Raw genomic sequence first — 18,026 nt, forward strand, 5'->3', positions numbered from 1 at the left:
TCGCACTGTATGCGGGATGAGGGCTCTCTGTGACGGGAGTTTCCGTTTGTTGTCCGAAGAGAGACGAGCAGCGGGAGCTTCCGCCGGACTAGACCCAGGTGTCCAGCCACATGCGTGAGCGCCAGTCGTCGATCGGGATCGCCGTGCCGGTGTACAGGGGCCAGAAGTAGATGAAGTTCCAGGCGATCAGCAGGACCAGGACGCCCGCGCCGGTCGCGCCGGCCACGCGGCGGGTGTCGCTCGACCCCGGTGGCCCGATGATCGCGCCGAGCATCATCGCCACGGCCAGGCACAGGAACGGCACGAAGACGACGGCGTAGAAGAAGAAGATCGTGCGTTCCTGGTACATGAACCAGGGGAGGTAGCCGGCCGCGATGGCGCAGGCGATGGCGCCCGCGCGCCAGTCGCGGCGGAACAGCCAGCGCCACAGGACGTAGAGGATCGCGAAGCCGGCCGCCCACCACAGCAGCGGGGTGCCGATGGCGAGGACCTCGCGGGCGCACTTCTGGCCCGCGTCGACGGGGCAGCCGTCCGTGCCGGGCGAGGGGGACTCGTAGAAGAACGAGACCGGGCGGCCGTCGACGATCCAGCTCCAGGGGTTGGACATGTACGTGTGCGGCGAGTGCAGGCCGACGTGGAACTTGTAGACCTCGTGCTCGTAGTGCCACAGGCTGCGCCACCAGTCGGGGAACAGCCAGGTCCAGCTGCCGCCCTTGCCGTCGGTGGCGGCCCAGTTGCGGAAGTAGCCGCCGGAGCCGTTGGTGGGGGAGAGGATCCAGCCGGTCCAGGAGGCGAGGTAGGTGACGACCGCGACCGGGACGGTGGCCAGGAACGTGATGCCCGTGTCGCGCCTGAGGACCGCCGCGTACGGGTTGTGGGCGCCCGCGACCTTGCGCGAGCCGATGTCCCAGAACAGCGCCATCACGCAGAACGCGGCCAGGATGTACAGGCCGTTCCACTTGGTGCCGATCGCGAGGCCGAGCATCAGGCCCGCGAGCCAGCGCCAGGGGCGCCATCCGAAGCGGGTCGTCTCCGCCGCGTGCACGTCCGGGCGGGCCCGGCCGTCCGAGTCGACGGGCAGCGCGGCCGCGAGTTTCTCGCGTGTCCTGTCCCGGTCGATCACCAGGCAGCCGAACGCGGCCAGCACGAAGAACATCAGTACGCCGTCGAGCAGCGAGGTGCGGCTCATGACGAAGTGCAGGCCGTCCACCGCCATCAGCGCGCCCGCCAGGCAGCCGAGGAAGGCGGAGCGGAACAGGCGGCGGCCGATACGGCACAGCATCAGGACGGAGAGCGTGCCGAGCAGTGCCGTCATGAACCGCCAGCCGAACGGGTTGAACCCGAACATCAGCTCGCCGAGCCCGATGACGTACTTGCCGACCGGCGGATGCACGACGTACGCCGCGTCCGCCGGGATCGTGACGTGACCGTGCGTCTGCAGGATCAGGTCGTTGGCGTTCTTGTCCCAGTTGACCTCGAAGCCGCGGTGGACGAGCGCCCAGGCGTCCTTGGCGTAGTACGTCTCGTCGAATATCACCGACCTCGGGCTGCCCAGGTTCCAGAACCGCATGACGCCCGCCATCAGCGTGATCAGCAGCGGACCGACCCAGGCCGACCAGCGCGTGATCCGGTCGGCGAGCACCGGCGGCACCCCGAGCACCTGCCACAACCGTGTGCTGGGCCGGACATACGGCGGCACCAGGCGCTCGCGGACGTCGCTTCTCGGCTCCGCCGTGTATCCGAAACGGCGCAGCCGCTGCTGCCACGACGGCCGCTGGTCCTGCATGCTCTGGCCTTGCCGGGTGTCCGGGGAGGACGCGGTACTGGTCACCGCGCCATCGTAGGGAACCGTTCTGTGTGAGTCCCGTGCATGGGCGGTAAGGGTTCGGATGCGTTCCCTTCCGACGGCCCCTGGGAGGATGGGGGGCGTGACCGGAACCCTCGTACTCGCAGGCACCCCCATCGGCGACATCGCGGACGCGCCCCCTCGGCTGGCGGAGGAGCTGGCCGGGGCGGATGTCGTGGCCGCCGAGGACACGCGCAGGCTGCGGCGCCTGACGCAGGCGCTGGGCGTGACGCCCAAGGGGCGGGTGGTGTCGTACTTCGAAGGGAACGAGTCGGCCCGTACGCCCGAACTGGTCGAGGAGCTCGTCGGCGGTGCGCGTGTGCTGCTCGTCACCGATGCCGGGATGCCGTCGGTGTCGGACCCCGGGTACCGGCTGGTCGCCGCCGCCGTGGAGAAGGACGTCCGCGTCACCGCCGTGCCCGGCCCGTCCGCCGTGCTCACCGCGCTCGCGCTGTCCGGGCTGCCCGTGGACCGGTTCTGCTTCGAGGGGTTCCTGCCGCGCAAGGCGGGGGAGCGGCTGACGCGCCTGAGGGAGGTCGCCGGGGAGCGCCGGACCCTCGTCTACTTCGAGGCCCCGCACCGGCTCGACGACACCCTCGCCGCCATGGCCGAGGTGTTCGGCGCCGACCGGCGGGCCGCCGTCTGCCGGGAGCTGACCAAGACCTACGAGGAGGTCAAGCGGGGCGGGCTCGGTGAGCTGGCCGCCTGGGCCGCCGAGGGTGTGCGCGGTGAGATCACCGTCGTCGTCGAGGGGGCGCCCGAGAAGGGACCCGATGAGCTCGACGCCGCCGAACTGGTACGGCGGGTGCGTGTGCGCGAGGAGGCGGGGGAGCGGCGCAAGGAGGCCATTGCGGCGGTTGCGGCGGAGGCCGGGCTGCCAAAGAGGGAGGTCTTCGACGCGGTTGTGGCCGCGAAGAACGCCGCTTCTGCGGGTGGTTCGTGAGGCTTTCGTGAAGTGGGCCACACCCCCTCTGAGCAGGGCGCATCTCTCCTGAGCATGCGCCCCACGGGGAGGCAAAGGGCTGTCGTGCAAAGCAAAGCGAACAGCCCGCCTGCGGGGGTGGTATGGCAAGGAAAGTCCAAAACGACTCCAACAGTCGACAGGCCTGATGCATTCGCTCCGGCGCAGGCGTCCACTGGTTGAAGGGACGCACCCGTCCCTTTGTCCAGCAGATCAAGAGGAGCTGGCATGAGCGAGATCGCAGGGCAGACCGGGCCCCGTGGCGCGGCGACCGCAGTCGTGCACGAGTCGTATTCCTTCGCCTGCATGCGTTGCGGCAGCGGCTGGGAGCAGTCGTACGAGATAGAGCACCACCACGACGCCGAGGGCCACGAGTTCGTCATGTATGTGGCGGACGGCCAGGTCGTTCCGTCTCCGCTGTCCAGGCCGACCTGCCAGAACTGCGACAGCCACGTCGTACGGATCATGCGGCCGGGGCAGGTCTCGTCGGTGCGCGACGCGGCCCACAGGTCCCAGCACCGGACGCCGGCGCAGGGCGGGCCGGTCGACGCGCCCGAGTCGGGCGCCGAGGTCACCGGGGCCAAGGACGGCCACCACCACTGGCATCTGTCCGATCTGCTGCATCCGTTCCAGCGCAAGGCGAGCTGACAGCTCCCGAATCCGCGGGGCATGCCCCTTTCGTAGGATCGGGGCATGCCTTCGAACGAGCCCGCCAAGAACGCGGCGCCGCCGCTCCCGGAACCCCTCCGGGTGCCCGTCGCCGACTCCCACACCCACCTCGACATGCAGTCCGGCACGGTGCAGGAGGGGCTCGCGAAGGCCGCCTCGGTGGGCGTGACGACGGTCGTGCAGGTCGGCTGTGACGTGAGGGGATCGCAGTGGGCCGCCGAGACGGCGGGACTGTACGACGCCGTCCACGCGACCGTCGCCCTCCACCCCAACGAGGCGCCGCGCATCGTGCACGGCGACCCCGACGGCTGGTCGCGGCAGGGGGCGCGCGAGCCGGGGGGCACGGCGGCGCTCGACGAGGCGCTCGACGAGATCGACCGCCTGGCCGCGCTTGCCCAGGTCAAGGGCGTCGGCGAGACGGGCCTGGACTACTTCCGCACCGGCCCCGAGGGCAAGGAGGCGCAGGAGGCCTCCTTCCGCGCCCACATCGAGATCGCCAAGCGGCACGGCAAGGCCCTGGTCATCCACGACCGCGACGCCCACGCGGACGTGCTGCGCGTGCTGAAGGAGGAGGGCGCCCCCGAGCGCACCGTCTTCCACTGCTACTCCGGGGACGCCGAGATGGCGGAGATCTGCGCCCGCGCCGGATACTTCATGTCCTTCGCCGGCAACGTCACCTTCAAGAACGCCCAGAACCTGCGGGACGCGCTCGCCGTGGCACCTCTGGAACTGGTCCTCGTGGAGACCGACGCGCCCTTCCTGACACCGGCGCCGTACCGCGGACGGCCCAACGCCCCGTATCTCATTCCGGTCACGGTGCGCGCGATGGCCGCCGTGCGCGGCATCGACGAGGACGCGCTGGCGACGGCCCTCGCGGCGAACACGGCCCGCGCCTTCGGCTACTGAGAGTGCGTCGTTCATAAACGACCGATAACGCTCGCCGGGGTCCATCTCGGGCCCGGTCGCGACTGTGCGTAGCCGTGCCGCTTTGGAGAGTGATACGCGCTCCGCTAGGTTCTGGTGGCCCGATCCGGACCCCGTTGGACCCCTCGGCCCCTGGAGCGTGTCGGCGTGAGCAACTCGCAGTACGAGACGTATGAGGCGTACGAGGAGTACGAGCCGTACGGCCCGGCCCACCGGCCACCGGCGTACGACGGCTTCGACGTGCACACCGCGCACACGCTGGCGTACGGCGTGCCCGCGTCGCCCGTGCCGTACGAGGACACGTACCGGCCCGCTTACGAGACCTCCGTGGGGCCCGTGGTGTCCGTGGCCACCGGCGCTTCCGAGACCTCCGAGGTACGCGAACCCGTGCTCCCGCGGCAGGCCGGTAGTGCGGAGGAGGCGGGCGCGGTGGCGCCCGCGGACGGGGCGCGCGCCGGAGCGGGGCGGCGGGGCGCGCGTCGTCGCCGGGCCCGGGCCGCCGAGCGTTCCGACGGTTCCGTGCGCCGGCTGCTGCCGCAGGCGCTGGTCGTGGCGTTCCTCGCGGGCGGCACCACCGCGTTCGTCGCCAAGGACAAGGCGGTCGAGCTGAACGTCGACGGCAAGCCGCGCACCCTGCACACCTTCGCGGACGACGTGACCGAGCTGCTCGCGCAGGAGGGCGTGGAGGTGGGGCGGCACGACGTGGTGGCGCCCGCCCGCGACATGGCGCTCGCCAGCGGCGACGAGGTCGCGGTCCGCTACGGCCGCCCCGTGCGGCTCACGCTCGACGGGCACCCGCGCGAGGTGTGGACGACGGCGCACACCGTGCAGGGGGCGCTCGAACAGCTGGGGGTGCGTGCCGAGGGCGCGTACCTGTCGACCTCGCGCTCGCAGCCCATCGGACGCGCCGGACTCGCGCTCGACGTCCGCACCGAACGCTCGGTGACGGTCATGGCCGACGGCCGCTCGCGCAGGGTCCGCACCAATGCGGCCACCGTGCGCGAGGTCGTCGAGGAGGCCGGCGTCATCCTGCGCGGCGAGGACACCACCTCCGTCCCCCCGGACAGCTTCCCGCGCGACGGCCAGACGGTCACCGTGCTGCGGGTCACCGGCAGCAGGGAGGTCCGTGAGGAGGTGATCCCGTTCGAGGTGGAACGGACGAAGGACGACTCGCTGTTCGAGGGGATGGAGGTGGTCGAGCGGGCCGGACAGGCGGGGCTGCGGCGGGTCACGTTCTCCCTGCGCACCGTCAACGGCGTCAAGCAGAAGCCGCGCCTGACCGACGACGAGGTGGTGCGCGAGCCGCAGAGCGAGATCGTGAAGGTCGGCACCAAGCCGGTGCCGCCGTCCACGCACGACGCCGACGGCCTCAACTGGAAGGGCCTCGCGGCCTGCGAGTCGGGCGGGCGCCCGGGCGCCGTCGACGCGTCCGGCACCTACGGCGGGCTGTACCAGTTCGACACCCGCACCTGGCAGAGCCTCGGCGGCAGCGGCCGCCCGCAGGACGCACCGGCCGCCGAGCAGACGAAGCGCGCGAAGAAGCTCTACGTCCGCCGGGGCACCAGCCCCTGGCCGCACTGCGGGGCCCGGCTGCACAAGTGAGCAGGACGGTGCCGCAGACACCCGATGCATATCGCGGCGCATCCGGCGGAGCACTTCGCGGCGCCCCGTACCCTTGTCGCCGTGAGCAGCAGCCCCGCCCCAGACGCCCTCCTAGGGCCCGCCGACGTCCGTGAACTCGCGGCGGCCCTCGGTGTGCGTCCCACCAAGCAGCGCGGTCAGAACTTCGTGATCGACGCGAACACCGTCCGCCGTATCGTCCGCACCGCCGACGTCCGCCCGGACGACGTGGTGGTCGAGGTCGGCCCGGGGCTCGGCTCTCTCACGCTGGCGCTGCTGGAGGTCGCCGACCGCGTCACCGCCGTCGAGATCGACGACGTGCTCGCGGGGGCGCTGCCCGCCACGATCGCCGCCCGCATGCCCGAGCGCGCCGACCGCTTCGCGCTGGTCCACTCCGACGCGATGCACGTCGCCGAACTGCCGGGCCCGGCCCCGACCGCACTGGTGGCGAACCTGCCGTACAACGTCGCCGTGCCCGTCCTGCTGCACATGCTCGAGACCTTCCCGAGCATCGAGCGCACCCTGGTCATGGTCCAGGCGGAGGTCGCCGACCGCCTCGCTGCCGCGCCCGGTTCGAAGGTGTACGGCGTCCCGTCCGTGAAGGCCAATTGGTACGCCGAGGTCAAGCGGGCCGGCGCCATCGGCCGCACCGTCTTCTGGCCCGCACCGAACGTCGACAGCGGGCTCGTCTCGCTGGTCCGCAGGGCCGAGCCGCTCAAGACGACCGCCTCCAGGCGCGAGGTGTTCGCCGTGGTCGACGCGGCCTTCGCCCAGCGCCGCAAGACGTTGCGGGCCGCGCTCGCCGGGTGGGCCGGGTCGGCGGCCGCCGCGGAGGCCGCCCTGGTAGCCGCCGGGGTGTCACCGCAGGCCCGCGGCGAAGCGCTGACCGTCGAGGAGTTCGCCCGCATCGCCGAGAACAAGGAGCCGGGTCAGCAGTGAGCGTCACCGTCCGCGTCCCCGCCAAGGTCAACGTCCAGCTCGCGGTGGGCGCCGCCCGGCCCGACGGGTTCCACGACCTGGCCAACGTCTTCCTCGCGGTCGGCCTCTACGACGAGGTGACCGTGACGCCGGCCGACGAACTGCGGGTCACCTGCGAGGGTTCGGACGCCGACCAGGTGCCCCTGGACCGTACGAACCTGGCGGTGCGGGCGGCCGTGGCGCTCGCCGAGCGGCGGGGCATCGAGCCCGCCGTGCACATCCACATCACCAAGGACATCCCGGTCGCCGGCGGCATGGCGGGCGGCAGCGCGGACGGCGCTGGTGCGCTGCTGGCCTGCAACACCCTGTGGGGGGCGGGCGCCTCGAGGGCCGAACTCCTCGCCATCTGCGCCGAGTTGGGCAGCGACGTGCCGTTCAGCCTGGTGGGCGGGGCGGCCCTGGGTACCGGACGCGGTGAGCAGCTGCGCACGCTGGAGGTCGGCGGCACCTTCCACTGGGTGTTCGCGATGGCCGGGCGCGGGCTGTCGACGCCGGCCGTGTTCCGGGAGTTCGACCGGCTCGCCGAGGGCCTCGACGTCCCCGAGCCGGTCGCCTCCGAGAAACTCCTCGACGCCCTCGCGACGGGCGACCCGGACGCGCTCGCCGCCGCCGTCTCCAACGACCTGCAGCCCGCCGCCCTTTCGCTCTTCCCGGAGCTCGCGGACACCCTCGCCGCGGGCCGTGACGTCGGCGCCCTGGCCGCGCTGGTCTCCGGTTCGGGCCCGACAACCGCTTTCCTCGCCCGGGACGCCGAGTCGGCGGCCAAGGTGGCCGAGGCGCTGCGGACTTCGGGTACCTGCCGGACGGTGCGCACGGCACTGGGCCCGGCGCCGGGCGCGACGGTGATCGGCGGCTAGAAAGAGCCCCCCGGTCAACTCGCCCATGGCGGGGGCCACTTGACCCACAAGTGGTGCCCGCCTCCTCCTGGCGTCCGCCTGACCTGCATGAATGTGCGGTCGAGGTGTTACCTACGCCACAGTAATTTAATGTTCAGCAATCACCCTGTTGGTGTTTTTCATCCCCGATGTCCCAGAGAAACGGCTGTCATTATCAGCCGACCCCGGCCTCGTTACCGGTGGTACTCCCGAGAGGAATCTCCCATGGGACACATGAATCACTTCAGTGCCGGATGGGTCACCCCCGTCCTGTCCTATGCGATGGCCTGCGTCGGTTCGGCGCTCGGACTGCGCTGCACCGTCAGGGCGTTGGAGGCGGACGGCACCTCCAAACGGAACTGGCTGGTCCTCGCCTCCGTCGCCATCGGCTCCGGCATCTGGACCATGCACTTCATCGCGATGCTGGGCTTCGGCGTCGAGGGCACCCCGATCCGCTACGACGTCCCGCTCACCGTGCTCAGCCTGCTGATGTCCATCGGCGTGGTCGCGGCCGGCGTCTTCACCGCCGGGTACGGGCGTTCGCGCGTGATGTCGGTCGTGTTCGGCGGACTCGGCACCGGCGTCGGTGTGGCTGCCATGCACTACACCGGCATGGCCGCGCTCAATCTCCACGGCCAGGTCGACTACGACCCTGCGCTCGTGATCGCATCCGTGGCGATCGCGGTCGTCGCCGCGACCGCCGCGTTGGCGCTGACGCTGGTCGTTCGGGGACCTGTGCTCGCCGGTCTTGCCGCGCTGGTCATGGGGCTCGCGGTGAGCAGCATGCACTACACCGCGATGTATGCCGTGAGTATCGATCTGGCCCCGAGCAGTGCGGGGTTGCCCGGGGCTACGCCGACCGAGTTCATCTTTCCGCTGGCCGTGGTGCTGGGTTCGTTCCTCTTCCTGGCCTCGGCGTACGTTGCGCTGTCGCCGACCGGGAAGCGTCATGAGAACTCTGCTGCCGCGGAGCTGCTGCGTGAGGTCGAGCTCACTACGGCGTAGGTGGTGCCGCGGTCGGCTGATAGCCGTCTGCGGGTTGTGCGTGGCTGGTCGCGCCCACGCGGCGGTAGCCGCAAATTCCATACCGCCCCGCGCCCCTTGGGGCGTTGCAGTCTCCCTTTGAACGAGGTCCCCCCATGCGTCTTCTCCGCGCGTCCGGCCGGCTGCGTCCCAGATCGGTCAGAGCGAAGATCGTCTCCCTGCTCATGCTGCCCATCGTGTCCCTCATGGCACTGTGGGGCTTCGCCGCCGTGACCACCGCGTCCAGCATCGGCGACACCGAGCGGGCCAAGGACGTCAACTCCGAACTCCTCGCCCCCGTCGGCGACTTCGTCACCGCCATGCAGGCCGAGCGGGCCGCCGCCCTGCGTCACTCCGCCGCGCCGGCCGCCTATGAAGCGGCGGGCAAGGCCACCGACAAGGCCGCCACCGCCCTGCTCGACGGCATCAACTCCTCCAGCTCCGACGCCGAACTCCTCAACGCGAGCCTGCCGGCGCGCATCGACCGCCTGAAAGAGGACGCCGGCCGGCTGGCGAAGCTGCGCCTGGAGGCGACCGCGAAGGGCGCGTCGCCCTCGACGACGTACACGGACTACTCCGCGGTCATCGAGCACGGCTTCCTCGTCACCGGCGCGCTCACCGGGGACCGCAGCACCGGCGCCGCCTCCGAGGCGCGTGTGGTGCTCGAACTCGCCCGCGCGCGTGAGGCCGTGGCCCAGGAGCAGGCGTTGCTCGGCGCGGCGAAGGTGCGCGGCATCCTGACGCAGGCTCAGTACGCGCAGTTCGTCGGCGCCGTGGCCACCCGGCGAGAGCTGCTCCAGCCGGCGGTCGCCGATCTGAAGGCCGCGCACCGGGCGGCGTACCAGAAGGTCCTCGGCGGCGACGGATACGCGCAGCTGCAGGCAGTGGAGAACCGAGTGCAGAGCGCCGGGCCGGGAGCCACGGCGGTGTCGGCCGGGTTCCTCAAGGGCTGGGACTCGGCGGCGTCCGGGGTCCTGAAGGGTCTTACGGCGGCCGAGACGAAGGCCGGTACGGGGGCCACGGCGAAGGCGGACCCGTTCGGCTGGGACACGCTCGGTGCGTCCGGTGTCGCGGTGGTCCTGGGTCTCGTCGGCGTGCTGCTGTCGCTGCTGGTCTCGGTCCTGGTCGGCCGTGGCCTCATCGTCGAACTCCTCGACCTGCGCAACGACGCCCTCGAGGTGGCCGGGCGCAGGCTCCCGCAGGCCATGCGCAAGCTGCACGCCGGGCAGGGCGTCGACATCGACGCCGAGGCCCCCATGCGCCGCCTGGTCGGTGACGAACTCGCCCAGGTGGGAACGGCGTTGACAGCCGTGCAGCGGGCCGCGCTGAAGGCCGCCTCCGAGCGGGCCGAGCTGCTCAGCGGCATCTCCGGGGTATACGTCAGCCTCGCGCGCCGCAGTCAGGTGCTGCTGCACCGCCAGCTGGACCTGCTGGAGGGCCTGGAGCGGCGCCGGCAGGACCCGGCGGAACTCCAGGACCTGTACCGCGTCGACTACTTGGCGACCCGTATGCGCCGCCACTCCGAGAGCCTGCTGATCCTCTCCGGCATCGCACCCGGCCGCGGCTGGCGGGACCCGATCCCGCTGGCGGACGTGCTGCGGGCGGCGGTCGCCGAGATCGAGAACTCGCCCCGGGTGCAGATCTGGGCCGTGCCGAAGGTGTCCGTGGTCGGCGGTTCGGTCGCCGACGTGATCCACCTCCTCGCCGAACTGGTCGAGAACGCGGCCGCGTTCTCCCCGCCGAGCACCAAGGTGCAGCTGCGGGCGGCCAGGATGCGCGACGGCGTGCTCATCGAGGTCGAGGACAGCGGCTTCGGCATGAACGAGGAGGCCCTCGCCGAGGCCAACCGCAAGATCCAGTCCGACCGGGTCGACCTCCTCGACGCCAAGCAGATCGGCCTGTTCGTGGTGAACCGGCTGCGCGAGCGGCAGGGCCTGCGGGTGGAGGTGCGGTCCTCGCCGGGCGGCGGTGTGACCGCGGCCGTGTTCATCCCGGAGAACCTGACGCGCGACGACATGCCGGTCGGCGAAACCGCGGCCGGCGGGCGGGGGTTGGCGCCCGCGGCGGCACTGATTCCGCACCAGCGGTTCAACGGGGCGGGTGCGTGACAGCGTTGGTGATCTTCACCTGATTTCCACCCGAAAGTACTGCAGGCGCAGTACTGGTGGGGCGAGTGAGGCGGATAGGGTCATTGACATTTCAAGTGCCTGGTGTGGCACCTGTACGTCTCTGCACAGCCGAAGGGTCCCCCCTGTGTCCGAATCCCCCACTCCCCCCACCCACCGTCGCAAGCGCTCTCTGTCCCGTCGCGGCGCGATCGGGGCCGCCGCGGCGGTGGCCGGCGCAGCTGCCGTGACCCCGGCGGTCTTCGCGGCCACCGGCTCCGGTGACTCCACCGGCTCCGCCGCCGCCGGCAGCTCCGGCACCAAGCCGGAGAAGTTCCCCGCCACCCGGACCGAGGCCGCCACCGGCACCGGCGAGGCCAACACCGCCTTCGCCGCCTCCTACGTCGGTCTGCGCTGGTCCGGCGCGAAGGAGGGCGCCGTCATCCGGCTCGCGGACGGCGACTGGCAGACCCTGGCGAGCGGCTGCGCGGCCGTCGAGGACGGCGGCACGGCCCTGGTCGCCGCCCAGAGCGCCACCGCGTACGAGGTGAAGGCCCCGAGTGACATCAACGGTGTGCGCTCGCTGGCGATCGACACCACCAGCGGCCCCGCCCGCACCTTCAAGGTGCCGAGCGAGCCCACACGCGTGCGTGGCGTGGGCTACCTCTCGCGCCCGGCCTGGGGCGCCGACGAGTCCAAGCGTTACAAGGACGGCAAGGTCAACTCGCCCGAGACGTACTACCCGTTGCAGATCATCACGGTCCACCACACCGCGACGCCGAACGACGATCCCGACCCGGCCGCGACGGTGCGCGCGATCTACGAGTACCACGCGATCACCAACGACTGGGGCGACATCGGCTACCACTTCCTCATCGACGAGGCGGGCACCGTCTACGAGGGCCGTTACTCCGGCGACGACGGCATCCCGGCCTTCAACACGGACGGCGACCTCGTCACCGGCTTCCACTCCGTGGGCTACAACTCGGGTGCTCTCGGGATCGCCCTGATCGGCACACTCCAGGAGAAGGGCCCCACGGACGCGGCCAAGGCGTCCCTGATCCGGCTGATCAAGGTGATCTCCCGCTTCAAGGGCCTGGACCCGCAGGCGCAGGTGACGTACGTCAACCCCGTCAACGGCGTGCAGAAGGACACGCACACGGTCGGCGGCCACCGCGACTACTTCGCCACCGAGTGCCCCGGCCAGGTCATGTACGACCTCCTGACCGAGGTCCGCGCGGCCGCGGCCCGCTGATCGGCGGGTGATCTACGGCTGACCTGCGAGGGGATCGGTCGACCACCGGCGCGCATTAGGCTGGGAGGCTGATCGATCCCCCGGGCAGGAGAAAAATGGCCGTCAATCTGGTCAATGTCGAGAACGTCAGCAAGGTGTACGGCACTCGTGCCCTCCTCGACGGCGTCTCCCTCGGCGTCTCCGAAGGCGACCGGATCGGGGTCGTCGGGCGCAACGGCGACGGCAAGACGACGCTGATCCGCATGCTGGCCAAGCTGGAGGAGGCCGACACCGGGCGCGTCACCCACTCCGGCGGGCTGCGCCTCGGCGTGCTCACCCAGCACGACTCCCTCGACCCGGAGGCCACCGTCCGGCACGAGGTCATCCGGGACCTGGCCGACCACGAGTGGGCGGGCAACTCCAAGATCCGGGACGTACTGACGGGGTTGTTCGGCGGGCTCGACCTGCCCGGCTTCCCGCAGGGCCTCGACACCGTCATCGGCCCGCTCTCCGGCGGCGAGCGCCGCCGTATCGCCCTGGCCAAGCTGCTCATCGACGAACAGGACCTGATCGTCCTCGACGAGCCGACCAACCACCTCGACGTCGAGGGCATCGCCTGGCTCGCCCGGCATCTGCGCGAGCGCCGCTCAGCGCTCGTCTGCGTCACGCACGACCGCTGGTTCCTCGACCAGGTGTGCACGCGCATGTGGGATGTGCAGAAGGGCGACGTCTACGAGTACGAGGGCGGCTACTCCGACTACGTCTTCGCCCGTGCCGAGCGCGAGCGCATCGCCGCCACCGAGGAGGTCAAGCGGCAGAACCTCGTCCGCAAGGAGCTCGCCTGGCTGCGCCGCGGCGCCCCGGCCCGTACGTCGAAGCCGCGCTTCCGCGTCGAGGCCGCCAACGAGCTCATCAAGGACGTGCCGCCGCCCCGGGACACCTCCGAGCTGATGAAGTTCGCGTCCTCCCGGCTGGGCAAGACGGTGTTCGACCTGGAGGACGTGACCGTCCAGGCCGGTCCCAAGGTCCTTCTCAAGCACGTCACCTGGCAGCTCGGCCCCGGCGACCGCATCGGCCTGGTCGGCGTCAACGGCGCCGGCAAGACCTCGCTGCTGCGGGCGATGGCGGAGGCGGCCCGCACCGAGGGCGAGAAGCAGCCCGTCGGCGGGCGCGTCACCGTCGGCAGGACCGTCAAGCTCGCCTACCTCTCCCAGGAGGTCGCCGAGCTCAACCCCAACACCCGGGTCCTGGAAGCCGTGCAGCAGGTGCGCGAGCGCGTCGACCTCGGCAAGGGGCGGGAGATGACCGCCGGGCAGCTGTGCGAGACGTTCGGCTTCAACAAGGAGAAGCAGTGGACGCCGGTCGGGGACCTGTCCGGTGGTGAGCGGCGGCGACTGCAGCTGCTGCGCCTGCTCATGGACGAGCCCAACGTCCTCTTCCTCGACGAGCCCACCAACGACCTCGACATCGAGACCCTGACCCAGCTGGAGGACGTCCTCGACGGCTGGCCCGGCTCGATGATCGTCATCTCCCACGACCGGTTCTTCGTCGAGCGGACCACGGACCGGGTGTTCGCACTGCTCGGCGACGCCACCCTGCGGATGCTGCCGCGCGGCATCGACGAGTACCTGGAGCGGCGCCGGCGGATGGAGGAGGCGGTCGCCGCTGCGGCGCCGGTCGCGGTGAAGGCCGTCCCCGAGAAGAGCGCCGCCGACCAGCGCGCCGCCAAGAAGGAACTCCAGAAGATCGAGCGGCAGCTCGACAAGGTCTCCGAGCGGGAGTCCAAGCTCCACACCCAAATCGCGGACAACGCAACCGACTTCGCGAAAGTGGCCGAACTCGACGCGGAATTGAGGAACTTGACCGCCGAGCGCGAGGAACTGGAAATGCGTTGGCTGGAGCTTGCCGAGGACGCGTGAAGGGTGCGTGAAGGCGCATAACGACGGCATCACGGGCCGGTCCTCCCTTGGGAACAGGGGATGAACCGGCCCGGTGCGTTGTCGGTCCCGAGTGATAGAAAGGGCCGCCTGAGAACTTTCTGAGTACGACTCTGGGTCCATCACGTACCTCAGGGCGTGGCTAAAAATCAGTGAACGAGGGGGAGACGCGCTGATGACTCAGCCGCCCAACCAGCCGCCGCAACCGCCGCAGCAGCCACCGGGAGGCTTCGGCGCTCCGCAGACCCCGCCGCCGCCCCAGGGCCCGCCGCAGACCCCGCCGTCCGGTGCCCCCCAGCCCGGCTACGGCTACCCGCAGGCACCGCAGGCCCCCCAGCAGCCGGGGCCGTACGGCCAGCCGTCCGGCCCGTACGCGCAGCCCGGCCCCTACGGTCAGCCGGCCCCCGGCCCCTACGGTCAGCCCGGACCTTACGGCCAGCCCCAGCAGCCGGGCCCCTACGGACAGCAGCCCGGTTACGGCTACCCGCAGCCCCAGTACCCCGGCGGGCCCGGCACCCCGCCGCCCGGCTCCGGCTCCGGCAACCCCTTCAAGGGCAAGCCCGCGCTGGTGATCGGCGCGGTGGTCGTCACGCTGGCCGTCATCGGCGGCATCGTCTTCGCCGTGACCAGCGGGGGCGACGACAAGGACAAGAAGCCGGTCGCCGGCAAGAGCGACGACCCGAAGGCGTCCCAGTCCGCCCCGGTCAACCCCGGTGACGGCAGCGGCGACGGCGGCGCGGACCCCGAGAACCTCAACGAGGGCCGCCAGGCCGGCGAGGCGAAGGTCCTCTGGTACAAGGAGGCGCCCGACGCGCCCGGTTCCGGCGCCGACGCCCCCGGCATGTGGATCACCGACAAGACGGCGGTGAAGGCGGCGTACAAGCAGGTCTTCGCCTTCAACGTGGGCGACGGAAAGCCCACTTGGGACCCGATCACCTTCCCGCAGAAGGTCTGCGCGGTCACCCCGCAGAAGTCCGCCGACGACAAGGTCGTCGTGGCGTACGAGAGCGGCAGCAGCGACCGCGCCAAGTGCAACAAGCTCCAGCAACTCGACCTGAACACCGGCGAGAAGGGCTGGAGCGGCACGCTCGCCGACGGCGCGCTGTTCGACAGCACCATCACCATCGACCTGTCCATCACGGGCAAGACACTGATGGTGGGCCGCTCGCAGTCCGGGGTGGCGTACAACGTCGAGACCGGCAAGAAGCTCTTCGACAAGAAGAAGTACGGCGACTCGTGCTTCCCGACCGCGTTCGCGGGCGGCAGCAAGCTGATCGCCGTCGCCTCCTGCGACGCCACCGGGTCGAACGAGCACGACGAGGTCCAGGAGCTGGACCCGACGACCGGCAAGGCCAAGTGGACCCAGAAGTTCGACAAGGGCTGGACGGTCGCGCGGACGTACTCGGTCGACCCGCTCGTCGTCTACAGCACCAACCAGGACAAGAAGGCGTGGAACATCTCCACGTTCAACGCCAATGGCACCTTCCGCTCGCAGGTCGACTTCGACGAGAACTTCGCCCCCGAGTGCGGCTGGGCGATCATCGACCGTGAGCTGCAGGGCTGCCAGGGCGTCGCCGCCGACTCCACCACGCTGTACCTGCCGACCGAGGCGACCAGCGGGCCGAACGAGGTCGTCGCGATCAACCTCGCCAACGGCAAGGAGAAGTGGCGCGTCAAGTCCCCGGCGGACGAGTCGATGATGCCGATCAGGATCGAGGGCGGCAAGCTCGTCGCGTACGTCGAGCCGGGGTACGACTCGGGCGGCCAGGTCGTGTCGATCCCGATCAGCGGCTCGAGCCACAAGCCGGTGAAGCTGCTGCAGAACCCGCAGAGCACCGCGGACATCGAGGACGGCTTCTACTCCAAGGCCTTCGACTGGGTCGATGGACGCTTCTACCTCTCGACCACCCGGCTGACCGGCAATGACGACGCGAAGGAGAAGTTGATGCTCGCCTACGGCAAGTGACTCTTCCCTCCCCTCTGCCGTCCCCGCCGCTCGCTCTCGAGGTACTCACGTCATGACCCAGCCACCGCCCCCACCGCCCAACCAGCCCCCGCAGCAGGGCGGTTTCGGCCCGCCGCAGGACCAGCCGCCGCAGCAGCCCGGCTTCGGCGCCCCGCAGCAGCCGGGCTACGGCTACCCGCAGGCGCCGGGGGCCCCGCAGACCCCGCCTCCGCCGCCCCCGCAGCAGCCCGGGTACGGCTACCCCCAGGCCCCGCCGCAGGGCCAGCCGCCCCAGGCGCCGCCGACCCCGCCGGGCTACGGCTACCCCGGGCAGCAGCCCAACCCGTACGGCCAGCAGCCGCCCAACCCCTATGGCCAGCAGCCCGGTTACGGCTACCAGCAGCCGACCGTGCCGCTGCAGCCGCAGGCCGGGCAGCCGGCCGGCGGGCGGAAGATGAACGCACAGCTCGTCATCATCGTCGCGGCGGTCGTTGCGATTGCGCTGATCGTCGGCGGCGGCATCTGGTACGCCTCCTCCGGCAAGGGCGACGACAAGAAGGACCCGGAGCTGAGCTCCGCCGGCCCCACGGGCGGCGGGGACGACAAGAGCGACACCGGCGGCACCTCGAGCAAGGGCGAGGAGAAGGTGCCCGCCAACACCAGCTCCGAGGTGCTGTTCCAGGTCCCGGAGCCCAAGGTCGACGACAGCACCGTGGTGTCCGGTTCGTGGCTGACCGACAAGGCGTACGTCAAGAGCGGCGTGGCCGAGATCAACGGCTACGACCCCGACAAGGGCACCAAGCTGTGGACGATCAAGCTGCCCGGCCCGGTGTGCGAGGCCAGTGACCACACCACCGCGGACAACAGGACGGCCATCGTCTTCCAGCCCAAGATGCCGCCGAAGAACAGCTCGGCGGGGTGCAGCCAGGTCGCGGCGATCGACCTGGACGCGGGCAAGAAGCTGTGGACCAAGACCGTCAACTCCGGTGACCGGCCGATCGGCCTGGACAACGTGACGGTCAGCGGGGACACCGTCGCGGTGGGCAGCACCAGCGGCGGCGCCGCCTGGGACATCACCTCCGGCAAGTCTCTGTGGGCGCCGAAGCCGACGGACACCTGCTACGACGCCGGGTACGGCGGCGGCGAGAAGCTGGTCGCGGTGCGCAAGTGCGGCTCGTACGACCAGCGGCAGCTGCACATCCAGACCATCGACCCGAAGACCGGGAAGGTGATCTCCGAGTACAAGATGACCTCGGGCATCGAGTACGCCTCCGTGGTGTCGACGAACCCGCTGGTGGTGGCCGCCGACGTCGGCGACAGCGCGGGCGACGGCAGCGGCATCTCGGACTTCTTCTCCATCGACAACAAGACCGGCAAGCTGATCACCCGTATCTCGGCGCCGGGCGACCAGTACGCGGCCCGCTGCGACGGCATCACCCGGATCGAGGCGTGCAACGGCCTCGCGGTCGGCAACGGCAAGCTCTACATCCCGACCGAGGAGCACGACGGCACGGGTCAGTACAGCCGGACCAACGAGATCGTCGCGTTCGACCTGGCCACGGGCAAGCAGACCGGCCAGCGCGCCGACGCGGGCGACGGCTACACGATCACCCCGCTGCGCATGGACGGCGGCAACGTGCTCGCCTACAAGCGTCCGCCGTACGACAAGGGTGGCCAGATCGTCACCATCGACGGCGGCTCCTTCAAGGAGACCAAGCTGCTGGAGAACCCGGCGACGGAGTCGGTCCGCGACGCCGAGTCGAGCATGTCGCCGGACTACTCCGAGATCCTCTACTCGCAGGGCCACCTGTACATGTCCGGGGTCTACGCCGACAAGTCGTCGTCGAGTTCCTCGGACAAGGAGTATCTGGCGCTCGCTTTCGGCACCAGCGGCTGAACCACTCGTCCG

The 18,026-nt window shown here is 70.7% G+C and carries 13 protein-coding genes; 12 read left to right on the plus strand and 1 reads right to left on the minus strand.

The genetic code is table 11. From position 1 onward, the window contains the following. Nucleotides 1-88: 88 nt before the first annotated feature. Nucleotides 89-1,831 carry a dolichyl-phosphate-mannose--protein mannosyltransferase gene (locus ACFY1L_RS24530; protein WP_388828042.1) on the minus strand — a complete coding sequence of 581 codons (1,743 nt, stop codon included), beginning with the start codon at nt 1,829-1,831 and terminating at the stop codon, nt 89-91. A 97-nt stretch (nt 1,832-1,928) separates the two neighbouring features. Between ACFY1L_RS24530 and rsmI the strand changes: the two genes are divergently transcribed. The 12 genes from rsmI to ACFY1L_RS24590 all read left to right on the plus strand — a co-directional run bounded on the left by rsmI (nt 1,929) and on the right by ACFY1L_RS24590 (nt 18,014). Beyond that, the gene (rsmI, locus tag ACFY1L_RS24535; RefSeq protein WP_388828045.1) at nt 1,929-2,789 is read left to right on the plus strand and encodes a 16S rRNA (cytidine(1402)-2'-O)-methyltransferase; all 861 of its coding nucleotides are present in this window, start codon (nt 1,929-1,931) and stop codon (nt 2,787-2,789) included. Between the two features lie 246 nt (nt 2,790-3,035). Then, a complete protein-coding gene (locus ACFY1L_RS24540) occupies nt 3,036-3,455 on the plus strand; it encodes a hypothetical protein (RefSeq protein ID WP_388828047.1) in 420 nt (139 codons plus the stop codon). Nucleotides 3,456-3,500: 45 nt separating this feature from the next. Continuing rightward, nucleotides 3,501-4,382: a TatD family hydrolase gene (locus tag ACFY1L_RS24545; RefSeq protein WP_388828049.1), complete on the plus strand. Its 882-nt coding sequence runs from the start codon at nt 3,501-3,503 to the stop codon at nt 4,380-4,382. Nucleotides 4,383-4,547: 165 nt separating this feature from the next. Next, nucleotides 4,548-6,002: a ubiquitin-like domain-containing protein gene (locus ACFY1L_RS24550; RefSeq protein ID WP_388828052.1), complete on the plus strand. Its 1,455-nt coding sequence runs from the start codon at nt 4,548-4,550 to the stop codon at nt 6,000-6,002. An 81-nt stretch (nt 6,003-6,083) separates the two neighbouring features. Continuing rightward, on the plus strand, nt 6,084-6,959 hold the full coding sequence (rsmA, locus tag ACFY1L_RS24555) for a 16S rRNA (adenine(1518)-N(6)/adenine(1519)-N(6))-dimethyltransferase RsmA (RefSeq protein ID WP_388828055.1): 876 nt from the start codon (nt 6,084-6,086) through the stop codon (nt 6,957-6,959). Then, nucleotides 6,956-7,855, plus strand: coding sequence for a 4-(cytidine 5'-diphospho)-2-C-methyl-D-erythritol kinase (locus ACFY1L_RS24560; protein ID WP_388828058.1), 900 nt, complete (start codon nt 6,956-6,958; stop codon nt 7,853-7,855). The genes rsmA and ACFY1L_RS24560 overlap by 4 nt, the downstream gene beginning before the upstream one ends. Before the next feature lie 243 nt (nt 7,856-8,098). Beyond that, a complete protein-coding gene (locus ACFY1L_RS24565) occupies nt 8,099-8,878 on the plus strand; it encodes an MHYT domain-containing protein (protein WP_388828060.1) in 780 nt (259 codons plus the stop codon). Between the two features lie 134 nt (nt 8,879-9,012). Then, complete coding sequence (locus ACFY1L_RS24570; RefSeq protein WP_388828063.1) at nt 9,013-11,004, plus strand: nitrate- and nitrite sensing domain-containing protein; 1,992 nt, start codon at nt 9,013-9,015, stop codon at nt 11,002-11,004. Nucleotides 11,005-11,149: 145 nt separating this feature from the next. Further along, nucleotides 11,150-12,256 (plus strand): N-acetylmuramoyl-L-alanine amidase, encoded by a 1,107-nt coding sequence (locus ACFY1L_RS24575; protein WP_388828066.1) that lies wholly within the window; start codon nt 11,150-11,152, stop codon nt 12,254-12,256. Between the two features lie 95 nt (nt 12,257-12,351). Then, on the plus strand, nt 12,352-14,154 hold the full coding sequence (locus tag ACFY1L_RS24580; protein WP_388828068.1) for an ABC-F family ATP-binding cassette domain-containing protein: 1,803 nt from the start codon (nt 12,352-12,354) through the stop codon (nt 14,152-14,154). Nucleotides 14,155-14,347: 193 nt separating this feature from the next. Further along, on the plus strand, nt 14,348-16,138 hold the full coding sequence (locus ACFY1L_RS24585) for a PQQ-binding-like beta-propeller repeat protein (RefSeq protein ID WP_388828071.1): 1,791 nt from the start codon (nt 14,348-14,350) through the stop codon (nt 16,136-16,138). A 52-nt stretch (nt 16,139-16,190) separates the two neighbouring features. Beyond that, a complete protein-coding gene (locus ACFY1L_RS24590; protein WP_388828073.1) occupies nt 16,191-18,014 on the plus strand; it encodes a PQQ-binding-like beta-propeller repeat protein in 1,824 nt (607 codons plus the stop codon). The last annotated feature ends 12 nt before the right edge of the window (nt 18,015-18,026 follow it).

Origin of the sequence: Streptomyces sp. NPDC001663 (genome assembly GCF_042893105.1) — a bacterium.
Classification (GTDB): domain Bacteria; phylum Actinomycetota; class Actinomycetes; order Streptomycetales; family Streptomycetaceae; genus Streptomyces.

Coding starts and splice junctions, on each gene's coding strand:
- ACFY1L_RS24580 (WP_388828068.1), top strand. CDS start 12,352: ATGGCCGTCAATCTGGTCAATGTCGAGAACGTCAGCAAGGTGTACGGC.
- ACFY1L_RS24590 (WP_388828073.1), top strand. CDS start 16,191: ATGACCCAGCCACCGCCCCCACCGCCCAACCAGCCCCCGCAGCAGGGC.
- ACFY1L_RS24545 (WP_388828049.1), top strand. CDS start 3,501: ATGCCTTCGAACGAGCCCGCCAAGAACGCGGCGCCGCCGCTCCCGGAA.
- ACFY1L_RS24540 (WP_388828047.1), top strand. CDS start 3,036: ATGAGCGAGATCGCAGGGCAGACCGGGCCCCGTGGCGCGGCGACCGCA.
- ACFY1L_RS24565 (WP_388828060.1), top strand. CDS start 8,099: ATGGGACACATGAATCACTTCAGTGCCGGATGGGTCACCCCCGTCCTG.
- ACFY1L_RS24570 (WP_388828063.1), top strand. CDS start 9,013: ATGCGTCTTCTCCGCGCGTCCGGCCGGCTGCGTCCCAGATCGGTCAGA.
- ACFY1L_RS24585 (WP_388828071.1), top strand. CDS start 14,348: ATGACTCAGCCGCCCAACCAGCCGCCGCAACCGCCGCAGCAGCCACCG.